We start from the raw sequence: 13827 nt of genomic DNA on the forward strand, positions 1-13827 counted from the left end.
CAGCACTTGCTTGTATATAAGTCATTAAAATCTTGCCCAATCGCCACCAAACCCAATAATCATGTCCATTTCCCCTCAAATTTGCTAAAATTGACTTTTATCACTAAAAAATCAGAAATTAATAGTCAAAAAATGTCGTTAACATGGTATCATTATAACAATGACAAAATAGTAATGAAACATTCACATTCATATAGATGTCTACTGAATAGTTGAACAGGGGGCTTAAGATGCAATACGTCATCGCTGGAATAATACTTATCTTAATCGTATTCCTAATCGGATATATCTCTAGAAAAAAATATTACGCTGAAATTGATCGGTATGAAGCCTGGAAAATCGATATTATGAACAAACCGGTTTCAGACGAACTTTCCAGGGTGAAGCAACTGAATATGACGGGTCAGACAGAAGAATTGTTTGACGGCTGGAGACAGAAATGGGATGAGATTGTTGCGGTGCAGCTTCCTGATGTTGAAGAACTACTATTCGATGCAGAAGAGTACACCGATAAATTCCGATTCAATAAAACCAAAGAGATCCTGTCGAAAATTCAGCATATCCTGACTGAAACCGAAGAGAAGATCGAAGAGATCCTGAAAGAATTAAATGAACTGGTCGGCAGTGAAGAGAAGAACCGCGAAGAAATCCTGGGACTTCAAGAAGACTTCCGTAACAGCAAGAAGCAGCTCCTCGCCTATCGTCATACATACGGTCAAACCGCTAAGCACATAGAAAATGTCCTTGATAAGCTTTCTGAACAAATCAATCAATTCAATGAACTGACTGAACAGGGGAATTATCTTGATGCACGGGAAATCGTGCTTAGCCTTGCAGAGGAAATGAAAGAGGTTTCCTACAAAATGGAGACGGTACCGAAGCTGATCACCGATTGTGAAAACCTTCTTCCTTCCCAATTATCCGATCTTGAGGCTGGATACATCGAGATGAAGGATCAGGGATATACCCTTGATCATATTGATGTGGATAAAGAGGTGGCCTCTTTAAAGGAAACCCTCCTTCACTTCAACAAGAATCTTGAAGAGCTTCAGGTCGCAGAAGTCGAAGAAGGCATACAGGAAATCAAGGTGAAGGTGGAGAACCTTTACGATTTATTGGAAAAAGAAGTCCACGCCAAACATTTTGTCCAGCAGTATCGAGATCAAACGACTGAAGGGCTGATCAAGGCAAAGGAAGACAATGATGATATTCAATCGGAAGTGAGCATCGTGAAACAAGGCTACCATCTTCAGGATGCCGACCTTAGTACCCCAAACGAGATTGAAAAGAAAATCATCCAGCTCTCAAAACGTCACGAAATGCTGATGCACAAGGAAGAAACGAATGCGACGGCTTTTTCTAACTTAAGTGATGAGCTGAAGGAAATCAGAAATGGACTGGAAGAACTGAATCAGCAGCAGAGTGAGTTCTCCGTCTATCTGCAGAACCTCCGTAAAGATGAATTGGCCACAAGGGAAAAGATCCAGGAGCTGAAGAAAAAAGTTTCTGAAGCAAGCCGGATGATTTCCAAAAGCAATGTACCCGGACTACCAGCAGATTACAAAGATCTTCTGGATGAAGTTCACCGAAAGATCGAGCAGGTGAATGCAAGCTTGACGGAAAAACCATTGAACATGAAGTTTATCCAGGAAACGCTGATGGGGGCAGAAGATACGGTCGATCATTTCTATACGAAAACGGGAGATTTGATCGAGAATGTCATCCTATCCGAGAAGATCATTCAATACGGAAATCGCTACCGCAGCAAATACAGCTCCGTACGGGACGGACTGCAGACAGCTGAAGAAGCCTTTCGCCAATATGATTACCGGAAAGCGTTGGAAGAAGCCGCGACCACCATTGAAAAGGTGGAGCCGGGCGCACTGAAGAAAATTGAGAAGATGATGGATCTAGAAGGAAGATAATCATCCATGCCATAAAGAAAAGGACCGGTTCAGAAACCTCTGAACCGGTCCTTTTTCTATGGGCTTTGAGGGGGAGTCCCCCCCCGGAGCACTTGGCATTATCTTGCTTCGATGATCCGTTTCGTCTGTCCTGCAAGGGCGGCAATGACGAATCCGATGATGGCCCCGATCATGGCAGGGACGATCCAGCCGATTCCTTGCGTGTACAAGGGAAGGAATTCAAGTGATTGACTGATAGCCGTTACGTCAACACCAGCCGTTTTGATTCCATCGATCAAGCTGATAAGGCCCGTTGGTATCAACGCCCCTACATAAACGAGGGAGTAGCCGTTGAATCCATTGTGCATGAACGACAGAAGAATCAGGACGATGGCCAATGGATAGATGAATATCAGAACCGGTAAAGATACGGCGATCAACTGAGTCAATCCGATATTGGCGATGATCATACTGAACAGAGATACGATGATCACTAATTTCGGATACGATACGGGAAGGATCTTCGCGAAAAATTGTGAGCATGCAGAAACAAGTCCGACTGACGTCGTAATACATGCAAACGTAATCGCGAGTCCAAGGATGATCGTTCCCATCGACCCGAATAATTGGCTCGCTGCTGCTGAAAGGATCGCACCACCGTTTGCCTGTACACCGATGGAATCCGTACTGCTTGCACCGATATAGCTTAGTGATAAATACACAAGTGCGAGTCCAATCGCCGCGATGAATCCTGCGATGATCGTGATGCGCGTCAGACTTGATTTATCGGTGATGCCGCGATCTTTGATGGAATTGATGACCACAATCCCGAACACAAGGGCTGCGATCGTATCCATCGTAAGATACCCTTCAATGAATCCTTTGAACAATGGACCATCCTGATACGCTTCGTTCGGCGTACCGAAATCTCCCATCGGACTGATGATGCTTTTGACCACCAGGATCGTCAGGATGACAATCAGGGATGGTGTCAAGATTTTCCCGATCCTGTCCACGAGCTTTGATGGGTTCATGGCAAGCCACGCCGTCAAGCCAAAGAAGATGATGGTATAAATGACTAAAGGAATTCCGTATTTCGCAGTCTCTTCCGAAAGGAATGGGATGACCCCGATTTCGTAAGCGACTGTTCCGGTCCGCGGTATTCCGAAGAACGGTCCGATTGCCAGGTACATAACAATGGTAAAGATAAGTCCGAAAAGAGGATGAACCCGGCTTGCAAGGGTCTGAAGATCGCCTCCCGACTTAGCGATGGCGATGACGCCCAGTAAAGGAAGCCCCACTCCCGTTATAAGAAAGCCGATGATCCCGGTCCAAACATGCTCTCCCGCCTGCTGACCAAGAAATGGCGGAAATATCATATTTCCAGCTCCAAGGAAAAGAGCGAACAGCATTAACCCGATCGTTAAGATCCCACTGAATGATAGCGCTTTCTTGTCCATATATACCCCTCCGTCTGTAATCGTTATCATGAGCAGAAATTATCTTATCATAACTTTGTTGAAAAGTGTCGAAAAACTAAATAGTCTTACAATTTAGTATATTTGAATAACTTAGATGACAAGTTCCTTTTAGATTCTCGCAAAAATTCTGTCATTTTTCAATAATAATTTTTGGAAAATGAAAAAAATATAAGGAAAACTTCCGGTAATTATGTTTCTACTATAATTTATTCCCGGTCCAAAATGAATTTCATTTGGGATAGCGATGATTTATGGTAAGATTAGTGATTGAGTATAAAAGTCAGTGTCATTTCTAAAGAAGGTGTATACGATGATCTATTTTGATAATAGCGCAACAACCAAACCATATAAGGAAGTTCTCGATACATTCCTGAAAGTCAATGAAGGCTACTTTGCCAATCCATCGTCCATTCATTCATTCGGCGGCCGGGTGGAAAAGTTGATTCAGCAATCAAGGGAACAGATCGCTTCCCTATTAGGTATAAATACAAAAGAGGTATTCTTCACTTCAGGAGGCACCGAATCCAATAACCTGGCGATAAAAGGGACCGCTCTCGAGTATGGTCATAGAGGGAAACACATCATCACGACCAATATAGAGCACCCCTCCGTCAAAAACGCCTTTCATCAATTGGAAGAGTTCGGCTATACCGCGACATATCTCGACGTCGATCATGAGGGCAAGGTCCGTCCCTCTGAATTGAAGGCAGCGATCCAGGAGGATACGATCCTGGTTTCTGTGATGCAGGTCAATAATGAAGTCGGGAGCATTCAGCCGATCAGGGAAATCGGGAAGATCTTGCAGGACTATCCGAAGATCCTCTTTCATGTCGATGCTGTACAGGCATGCGGGAAGGTCCCCCTTATTCTCGACGAAAAGCTCATCGATTTATGCAGCATTTCCGCTCATAAAATTCATGGCATCAAAGGAACCGGCATGCTGTATGTGAGGGACGGCCTTAAGCTTTCCCCTATCCTGTCCGGTGGAGAGCAGGAAGGAAACCTGCGGAGCGGAACGGAGAACACAGGCGGGATCGTATCCTTTGCGAAAGCACTTCGAATGCATGTGGAAGAAAGCAAACAGAAGTTGGTTATAATGGAAGAAAACCAACAATTCCTCAGGGGAGAATTAGAGACGATCGAAGGTGTGACCGTTCATACACCAAGCCGGAATCACTCTCCTCACATCCTGAATTTTTCCGTGAAGGACTTTAAAGGGGAAGTGCTTATCCATGCCCTCGACCGGCATGAGGTATACGTATCGACGACAAGCGCCTGTTCATCCAAGCAAAGCAAGCCGAGTGAAACCCTCTTATCGATGGGTGTACCGGATAGCCTGGCTGCCAATTCGATCCGGATCAGCCTGTCTTTCCATAATACAATGGAAGAATGCAAACAGTTCATACAGTTATTGAAAAGAGAAATCGATTTATTACAATACACAATGAGGAGATCACGATGAAATATAATCGCATACTAGTAAGGTACGGTGAAATTTCAACCAAAGGAAGAAACCGCAAGATGTTTACAGCCAAGCTCCGGGAGAATATTCTGCAGGCACTGAAAGACTTTCCGACGATATCGGTGGCAGCAGGCAGGGATCGTCTCCACATTCAATTGGGGGACGAAAACGGGGAGGAAATCATTCCACGACTCGAGAAAATATTCGGGATCCAATCATTCAGCCCTGTCGTGAAAGTCCCTCAAGATATCGGGGAAATCACGAAAGCAGGACTGGCTCTCGTCCAGAAGAGCTTTTCCCCCGGGAAAACGTTCAAAGTATCTGCACGTAGAGCGGATAAGAAATTTGAAATGGATACGAATGAACTGAATTATGAGGTGGGATCCTATATCCTCCGCAATATGGACGGATTAAAGGTGGATGTAAAAAAACCCGATATTCAACTGAACGTGGAAGTGAGAAAAGAGGGAGTGTATCTTTCCTCTGAAATTTATCAAGGGTCCACCGGTATGCCGGTCGGGGCAAGCGGGAAAGCGATGCTCATGCTTTCAGGAGGCATCGACAGCCCGGTAGCCGGTTATCTGACGATGAAACGGGGCGTTGAGATCGAGGCGGTCCATTTTCACAGCCCGCCGTTTACGAGTGAACGGGCAAAGCAAAAGGTAATCGATCTTTCGAAGAAGCTGTCTGCTTTCAGCGGAAAAGTGAAATTGCATATCGTCCCATTTACGAAGGTCCAGCAAACGATCCATGATCAGGTGCCTGAAAATTACACCATGACGTCAACGCGGCGAATGATGCTCAGGATCGCCGATCAAATCCGTGAGAAGAATGAAGGCCTCGCACTCATAACCGGGGAAAGCCTCGGCCAGGTGGCAAGTCAGACGTTGGAGAGCATGCAGGCGATCAACGCTGTCACGAATACTCCGGTGCTGAGACCGCTCATCGCCATGGACAAGCTGGAAATCATCGATATCGCCCAGAAGATCGATACCCATGACATTTCCATCCTTCCTTATGAGGATTGCTGTACCATCTTCACACCGCCTGCACCGAAAACGCGTCCTAAAAAAGAAAAAGTGGAGTTTTACGAAAGCTTCGTTGATTTCGAAACCCTTCTAAAAGAGGCTGTAGACGGGACAGAAACGATGACAATCGACGGATCGACAGGATCGAATATCGAAAAATCCTTTGACGAATTACTCTAAAAATTTAGGATAATTTACCAACGAAATTAACTGTATGAAGCCATGTGTTTTGACACAATCTATATTCAACAAGGAGGTGAAAACACATGGCAAACAACAGTTCAAATCAATTAGTAGCTCCAGGAGCTCAACAAGCAATCGACCAAATGAAATACGAAATCGCTTCTGAATTCGGAGTTCAACTTGGTCCAGATGCAACAGCACGCGCTAACGGTTCTGTAGGTGGTGAAATCACTAAACGTTTAGTTCAAATGGCTGAACAACAAATCGGTGGCGGATATTCAAAATAATTAAATACAATGGCTACAAAGGAGCGGGATTCCCCGCTCCTTTTCTATTTGTATAAAAAAGAAGGCTGTTTTTCAAAATTCAAGAAGCGAGTGCTGGTTGATTTCCGTTGCAGGTGCTCGCTTTCCGCGGNNGTTGAGCCTCCTCGGGCTTTTGACGAGTAGGCTAGCCGAACGCCCGAGGAAAGCGAAGTCTTGCACGGAAATCAATAGCGGTTTACAAGTGATCCTAAAAATTATTTTATAGGATTGATCGGATTTAGTCGTGTTTGTCGAATAGCCTCACATATTGACGATGATAGAATATAACCAAATAATTTAAAAAATTTAAATTATTTTGTATAATAGAAGGGAATCGACAAACAAGGGGGAGTCAGAATGAAGAGGGAAGAATTGATCGCACCGGAGAAGTACAATCTGGTGGAAGAAGTAGAGAAGTTTGCAAGTGATCAGGACAAGCTTGCAATCAAGTGGGAGAATGAAGAAGGAAAAAAAGAAGACATTACATACACGCAATTATTGAAGGATGTAAATAAAATTGGAAACGTTTTCTTGGGGCAGGGTCTTGAAAAAGGGGATGTCATCCTTGTCATGGTTCCCCGCCTGATCGAAGCGTACGCCGTATATCTTGCAGCCCTGAAATCCGGACTCGTGGTGATACCGAGCTCTGAAATGCTGCGCACGAAGGATCTGGAATACCGTATCGATCACGGGGATGTGAAGGGGATCGTAGCTTATTCTCCATTTGTCGAGCAGTTTGAACATGTGAGGGGCATGGAGAATCTTAAAAAGTTCGTAGTCGGGGAAAAACGGGACGGCTGGATGGCCATAGAAGAAGAAATGAAATCCTCCTCTGAACAATTAGCATTCGCCGATACAAAAAGGGATGATATGGCTTTCCTTTCCTACACATCAGGTACGACGGGGAATCCGAAAGGGGTTGTCCATACACATGGCTGGGCATACGCCCACCTGAAGACAGCGGCCCGTGAATGGCTGTGCATCGAAGAAGGGGACACGGTTTGGGCTACGGCAGGTCCCGGCTGGCAAAAATGGATCTGGAGTCCGTTCCTGTCTGTTCTTGGTTCTGGGGCAACCGGCCTTGTATACCAAGGGAAATTCGATCCGAACAAGTATCTCCAGATGCTCCAGGACAATCACGTCAACGTTCTGTGCTGTACGCCGACAGAGTACCGCCTGATGGCCAAGGTGGATGATCTGGGAACGTATAATCTCGATCACCTGCACAGTGCCGTGTCCGCAGGGGAACCGTTGAACAGGGAGGTCATCGATGCGTTCAAGAGACACTTCGAAATCGAAGTCCGTGACGGCTATGGCCAAACGGAGAACACCCTCCTCGTCGGGATCATGAAGGGAATGGAACTGAAACCGGGCTCCATGGGGAAACCGACCCCTGGAAACCGTGTCGAAATCATCAATGAGGAAGGCTATCCTTGTGAAGTAGGCGAAGTGGGGGACATCGCGGTTCACGTGGAAACGCCTGCCCTGTTCAAGAACTATTATAAAGATCCTGAACGCACGGCCATGCAGTTCAGGGGAGATTACTATATTACGGGAGACAAAGCGAAGAAGGATGAAGACGGCTACTTTTGGTTTGAAGGACGCGGCGACGACATCATCATCAGCTCCGGCTACACGATCGGGCCGTTCGAGGTGGAGGATGCCCTGGTCAAGCACCCGTCGGTTCAGGAATGTGCCGTTGTCGGAAGCCCTGATGAAGTCAGGGGGCTGATCGTAAAGGCCTTTGTCGTATTGAGGGAAGGCGTGGACCAGCAGGATCCCGAATTGATCCCTGCCCTTCAACAGCATGTCAAAGACTTGACAGCACCTTATAAATACCCGCGCAAGATCGAATTTGTCGATGAACTTCCAAAGACAACGTCCGGTAAAATCAGACGAATCGAACTGAGACAAAAAGAATTGAGTTCAGTGAAAAACTGATCAGGAATAGGGAGCCTACCGGGCTCTCTATTTTATTGGAGTTTTTCCATTTCAGAATTTTTCTATAATATGATACATTTGAGAAATAGACTTTTATGAAAGAAGGAAATACATCATGGGTACTTTATGGAAAAACGGTATCATCTACACAATGCAGCAAGAAGGACATCATGTAGAAGCGGTTTTTACGGAAAATGGCCTCATCAAAGGATTGGGCTCATCCGGGGATTTGAAAAAGAAGTTTGCGATTGATTCAGAAGTCGATCTGGAGCAGAAGGTGATGTTCCCTGGATTTGTCGATAGTCATATGCATCTGATCGGTCACGGTGAAACGCTGATGAGACTCGACCTTTCCAGTATGAACAGCAAGCGGGAGGTACTGGATGCGATCAGGGAGAAAGCCAATAGAACGGAAGAAGGAAAATGGATCATCGGGGAAGGGTGGAATGAAAACCTTTGGAGTGATGCAGCGGTCCTCACGAAGCGGGAAATAGATGCCGTCGTCCCGAATCATCCCGTACTCCTGAAACGGATCTGCCGTCATGCGATGGTCGTCAACTCACTCGCTTTGACACATGCAGGGATCGATGAAAATACCACGAATCCTGCAGGCGGATTGATCGAAAGGGACGAAGAGGGGACCCTGAACGGTTTACTGAAAGATAAGGCACAGGATCTGATGATCGATGCCCTGCCGTCCATTTCGTCCGAGTATCTCGTCGAAGCCCTCACAAAAGGGATTAAAAGCTGTTGGGAGCATGGATTGGTCGGCGGTCATACAGAGGATCTGAGTTATTACGGGAACTTCAAGAAAACATACGATGCCTTCCTGAAGGCCATCAATGAAGACAAAAAGAAATTCAGGGCCCATCTTCTCGTCCATCATGAAGTGATTGAAGATTGGAAGGAAGATGGTCACCATTTCTTAAGCGGAAATGACTTCATCGAATTCGGGGCCATGAAAATTTTTGCCGATGGGGCATTAGGTGGCAGGACGGCACTGTTGAGCTATCCATACGCAGATGACCCGAGTACAAAAGGGGTCAGTATCCATACGAGTGAAAGACTTCTTGAACTCGTGAAGAAGGCAAGGAAGTATGAATTGCCGATTGCCGTCCATACGATCGGGGATCAGGCCTTTGAAAATGTCGTCGATGCAATCCTTGAGGAGCCATCGGTGCATGGAAGACGCGACCGCCTCATCCATGCCCAGATCCTCCGTGAAGAACTGATCGGGAAAATCAAGGGACTGCCCCTCATCCTGGATATCCAACCGAGGTTCGTGGCGTCGGATTTCCCTTGGGTGATCGAACGTTTGGGTGAGGAAAACATGAAATATAACTATGCATGGAAAACGCTCCTTGACGAAGGCATTCCGTGTGCAGGGGGATCCGATGCACCGATCGAGCCTATCAACCCGCTGTGGGGCATTCATGCGGCGGTCACCCGGACGAACCCACTTGATCCTGAGAGAACGGTGTACCGTCCAGAGGAGAAGCTCACGATGTACGAAGCGATTTCCCTTTTTACAAAGGGCAGCGCCTATGCCTGTCACCATGAAGACGATCGGGGAGAGATCCGTGAAGGTTACACGGCGGACTTCACGGTACTTGATATCGACCCATTCAACACAGAGGAAGATCAATTACTTGGCAAAGTCGTCGATATGACCATCGTGGATGAAACCATCGTTTATAAAAAAAATAAATAATCGTTGCCCCCAAAACTATTCACCGATATAATGGAGATATTTCGGAAACAGAAATAGTTTTGGGGGTGTTTTTTATGAAGAACGATCAAGCCGGGATCCTCTACACGGCATTTTCATATTTTCTTTGGGGGATTCTGCCGATCTACTGGAAATGGCTGAATCATGTGTCGGCGGATGAAATTCTCGCCAACCGCATCTTCTGGTCCTTCTGGTTCATGCTTTTATTCTTGTTCGTCACAAAACGGTGGAAAGATTTTGCCGACTATCTGAAAACATCCCTGACCAAAAAGAAGCAGTTATTCGCCTTGCTCCTTGCTTCACTCCTGATCAGTACGAACTGGTTCATTTATATTTGGGCCGTGAATACGAATCAAATGGTGGAAGCAAGTCTCGGCTACTATATCAATCCTTTGGTCAGCGTCCTGTTGGGCGTGTTCATTTTGAAGGAAAGCTTGTCGAAAGCTCAAATCGTTTCATTCGGATTAGCGGCCGTCGGCGTTCTCATCCTGACGATTTCCTACGGGGAATTTCCCTGGATCGCCATCGGTCTCGCGTTCTCATTCGGCCTATACGGATTAGCCAAAAAGCTCATCCAGGTGGAATCATCCATCGGCCTCACACTCGAAACGATGACCATCGCGCCATTATCACTGATCTATCTCAGCTACATGTTCAATGAAGGAAGCCTTTCCCTCTTCCACGTTTCTTTAGGGACGGATCTCCTGCTGATGGGAGCCGGGGCAGCCACGGCGATACCTTTATTGTTTTTCTCTAAAGGCGCACAGCAGATCCCGCTGTATATGGTCGGATTCTTGCAATACATCGCTCCGACGATCACGTTGATACTCGGTATATTTATGTACCATGAAGAGTTCTCCGTGACCCATCTCGTTTCGTTCATGTTCATTTGGCTCGCACTGACGATTTTCACTGCCTCACGCGTGCGATACGCCAGGAAGCGCAGACGGGAAGCCAGATTGTCGGCATGATGAAAAACGCTCCAGTCTTTTTGACTGGAGCGTTTTTGTGTGTGATTATAGGATTCGGATTTTCGTATAAGTTTGAACGGACGCAACAACCTCTGAAACTGCCGCAATCAGCCCCGTTTCACTTCGAACCTGCTCATCCTCAAACCTACAAAAATGACCTTTTCACTTTCTCCCAGAACGAATTATCCTTTAATTTCACCGTTTTGATGACTTTATCACTCAGTTTTGCTTCGACTTTTTCCACATGCTGAATGCTCAATGCCTCATTGTCCATTCCCATGGCAGGGTAGTCGTTTCCGTCCTGGACGATCTTCAGTACCAGGCGGCGCTGTCCGCTCACGATGAAAGAGGACCCGAGGGTACGGTAGCGGTTATTATTCAGGGATGCCATTTCACTCACCTGGATGCAAGGGAGCATCGGGTCGACGACGGCGCCGTTGACGGATTTGTTATAAGCGGTGCTGCCCGTCGGAGTCGCGAAGATCATGCCGTCACCCCTGAACGTTTCGAAATGATTGTCGTCGATGAAGACGTCCATGACGAAGGTCTTGATGATGCCGGAGCGGATGCTGAATTCATTCAGGCAGTGGAAGGATGTCTGGTTGTCGACGGTCACTTCGATGGTCGGATACTTTCGCACTTCGATCTGCTCCGTTGTCATGGCCTCGATCATCTTGGATGTATCATCGATATGGAAGTCACAGTACATACTCAAGGTTCCGCCTGTAGAAATACCTGCATACAGGCAGTCCTCCCTGAAGCCGGTTTGGCGGACGGCCTGCAGGAAGGTTCCGTCGCCTCCGATACTGACGATGATATTCGCCGTTTTGGGAGATTCGACAATATTGAAATCATAGCGGGTCGCAAGTTCGTATAAATGATCGAGCTTCGCCTGCATGCCTTCGTCGTGTAAAGCATAGAAATAGATATTTCGTCGGTTGTTCATCGTATGTACCTCCTGAAATTAAAAAATAAGATAATTTTTCCCATTTCCATGAAATTTTGCTAGAATCTAACTTAGTGAATATTCTATCATGTTTTCACATGTGAATGATATTCATATCCTTACATAAGATAGGGTAAACGAGGGAGGAATATACAGATGAATGCAAAAAGGTGGACGGCATTGGGAATCGCTGGCGCATTATTCTTTGTTTCGGTAATCGTCAACTTTGCGACCTCTGCTGTGACAAGTGATGTTAATAAGGCATTTGAAGACATGTTCGGAGGGACGGACAATCCATTTTCCGAAAACATCATTGATGAAGGAAATGCGAATAAACGGATTGCGGTCCTGGAAGTCGAAGGTGTCATTCAGGATACAGGCGGGGCAAGTTCTTTATTTGAAAGTCCCGGATATAACCATGAACTCTTTATGGATAAGCTTGATGCCGTGGAAAAAGATAAATCCGTCAAAGGCATCATTCTGAAAGTGAATTCACCAGGCGGCGGGGTCGTGGAAAGTGCACAGATCCATTCAAAGCTTGTAGAAATTATGGAAAAGACGAAGAAACCGATCTATGTATCAATGGGCGGTACGGCAGCATCCGGTGGTTATTACATATCGGCTCCGGCTACGAAGATCTTTGCGAGCAAAGAAACGCTGACAGGTTCACTCGGCGTCATCATGCACAGCATCAACTACTCTGAGCTGGCAGAGAAATACGGCGTGGATTTCGTCACAATCAAAAGTGGACCGTACAAAGACATCATGAGTCCAACCCGTAAAATGACCGATGAAGAACGAAAGATCATTCAATCGATGATCGACAATTCGTATGAGGGCTTCGTGGACGTCATCGCGAAAGGCCGGGATATGTCCGAAGCAGAAGTGAAGAAGATCGCGGACGGCCGGGTGTACGATGGGATCCAGGCGAAGGAAGTCAATTTGATAGATGAATTCGGCTATGTGGAAGACACCATCGCAGCGATGAAGAAAGATTATAAATTAAAAGATGCACAAGTATTTGAATACACGGCGGGCGATCCTTTCTCCGAATTCTTCAGTATGGGTGCAAAGAAAATGATGGGTCAGGATATGGAAGCTGCGGCACTGATGAAGCTATTATCAAACCCGGGCTCTCCACGATTGATGTATCTATATTCTGAATAAGGAAGGTGAATGAAGTGAGTGATCGTTATGAAGAACATGAAACACGGGAGCATATCGAAGTCCAATCTTCTTCTCCTGACTTTTCAAGGACCATCCCCCGCAACGGATACTACCTGGCGGGATTCTGGATACGATTCTGGGCGTATCTGGTCGATCTGATCGTCATCGGAAGCATCACGCGGCTGATCGTGAATCCAATCTTTAAACTATTGGACATTTCTTTATCCGACGGCTCGATGTTCGCACCGATTTCCATTTTGACGAGCATCGTGTTCTACGGGTATTTCATCCTGATGACGAAATACTTCAGCCAGACGATCGGGAAAATGGTATTCGGTATCCGGGTCATTGAGCTGAAAGGGGAGAAACCCTCATGGGGAACGGTGCTCTTCAGAGAGCTGATCGGCCGGTTCATCTCCACGACCGTCTTTATTTTATACGTGGTCGTGGCCTTTACCAATAAGAAGCAGGGGATCCAAGATCTGTTTGCCGATACGACGGTGGTTCAGGAAAAGAAGAAGCTGGAGTTTACGCCGGCTGTGTAATATAGAAGAGAGAGGCAAACCTGCTGATGTGGCGGGTTTGTTTTTTTGTGGGCGAGGGGCGGGTTACCTATTTATGGTAAAAGACGCAATTGCGGGGTGAAATGACGCAATAAAGGAACTAATGACGCAATCCCCCGGCAAAATGACGCAATTAATCCAAAAACG

General features: G+C 46.3%; 11 protein-coding genes. 9 read left to right on the forward strand and 2 right to left on the reverse strand.

Going from position 1 to position 13827, the window contains the following annotated elements; translation table 11 throughout:
* The first annotated feature begins 230 nt into the window (after nucleotides 1–230).
* Nucleotides 231–1925: a septation ring formation regulator EzrA gene (gene ezrA, locus CN378_RS02710; RefSeq protein ID WP_098350401.1), complete on the forward strand. Its 1695-nt coding sequence runs from the start codon at nucleotides 231–233 to the stop codon at nucleotides 1923–1925.
* A gap of 98 nt (nucleotides 1926–2023) precedes the next feature.
* Here the strand turns inward: ezrA and brnQ are convergent, their stop codons facing one another.
* Nucleotides 2024–3364, reverse strand: coding sequence for a branched-chain amino acid transport system II carrier protein (gene brnQ, locus CN378_RS02715; RefSeq protein ID WP_098350402.1), 1341 nt, complete (start codon nucleotides 3362–3364; stop codon nucleotides 2024–2026).
* Nucleotides 3365–3695: 331 nt separating this feature from the next.
* Between brnQ and CN378_RS02720 the strand changes: the two genes are divergently transcribed.
* The 6 genes from CN378_RS02720 to rarD all read left to right on the forward strand — a co-directional run bounded on the left by CN378_RS02720 (nucleotide 3696) and on the right by rarD (nucleotide 11004).
* Nucleotides 3696–4847: a cysteine desulfurase family protein gene (locus CN378_RS02720; protein WP_098350403.1), complete on the forward strand. Its 1152-nt coding sequence runs from the start codon at nucleotides 3696–3698 to the stop codon at nucleotides 4845–4847.
* The gene (gene thiI, locus CN378_RS02725; protein WP_098350404.1) at nucleotides 4844–6055 is read left to right on the forward strand and encodes a tRNA uracil 4-sulfurtransferase ThiI; all 1212 of its coding nucleotides are present in this window, start codon (nucleotides 4844–4846) and stop codon (nucleotides 6053–6055) included. Before CN378_RS02720 ends, thiI begins: the two co-directional genes overlap by 4 nt.
* An 86-nt stretch (nucleotides 6056–6141) precedes the next feature.
* A complete protein-coding gene (locus tag CN378_RS02730; RefSeq protein ID WP_034765764.1) occupies nucleotides 6142–6345 on the forward strand; it encodes an alpha/beta-type small acid-soluble spore protein in 204 nt (67 codons plus the stop codon).
* A 375-nt stretch (nucleotides 6346–6720) separates the two neighbouring features.
* Complete coding sequence (gene mbcS, locus CN378_RS02735; protein WP_098350405.1) at nucleotides 6721–8304, forward strand: acyl-CoA synthetase MbcS; 1584 nt, start codon at nucleotides 6721–6723, stop codon at nucleotides 8302–8304.
* 115 nt (nucleotides 8305–8419) lie between these two features.
* The gene (locus CN378_RS02740; protein WP_098350406.1) at nucleotides 8420–10015 is read left to right on the forward strand and encodes an amidohydrolase; all 1596 of its coding nucleotides are present in this window, start codon (nucleotides 8420–8422) and stop codon (nucleotides 10013–10015) included.
* 74 nt (nucleotides 10016–10089) lie between these two features.
* Nucleotides 10090–11004 carry an EamA family transporter RarD gene (gene rarD / locus CN378_RS02745; RefSeq protein WP_098350407.1) on the forward strand — a complete coding sequence of 305 codons (915 nt, stop codon included), beginning with the start codon at nucleotides 10090–10092 and terminating at the stop codon, nucleotides 11002–11004.
* A gap of 145 nt (nucleotides 11005–11149) precedes the next feature.
* Here rarD and CN378_RS02750 read toward each other — a convergent pair whose 3' ends face one another.
* The gene (locus tag CN378_RS02750) at nucleotides 11150–11950 is read right to left on the reverse strand and encodes an NAD kinase (RefSeq protein WP_098350408.1); all 801 of its coding nucleotides are present in this window, start codon (nucleotides 11948–11950) and stop codon (nucleotides 11150–11152) included.
* A gap of 156 nt (nucleotides 11951–12106) precedes the next feature.
* On the opposite strand from CN378_RS02750, the gene sppA reads away from it, so the two are divergent.
* Together sppA and CN378_RS02760 are read left to right on the forward strand one after the other, a co-directional pair.
* On the forward strand, nucleotides 12107–13117 hold the full coding sequence (gene sppA / locus CN378_RS02755; protein WP_098350409.1) for a signal peptide peptidase SppA: 1011 nt from the start codon (nucleotides 12107–12109) through the stop codon (nucleotides 13115–13117).
* 92 nt (nucleotides 13118–13209) lie between these two features.
* The gene (locus CN378_RS02760; protein ID WP_257140984.1) at nucleotides 13210–13662 is read left to right on the forward strand and encodes an RDD family protein; all 453 of its coding nucleotides are present in this window, start codon (nucleotides 13210–13212) and stop codon (nucleotides 13660–13662) included.
* The last annotated feature ends 165 nt before the right edge of the window (nucleotides 13663–13827 follow it).

Source organism: Bacillus sp. AFS015802 (genome assembly GCF_002561455.1).
Taxonomy (GTDB): Bacteria; Bacillota; Bacilli; order Bacillales; family Bacillaceae_B; genus Rossellomorea.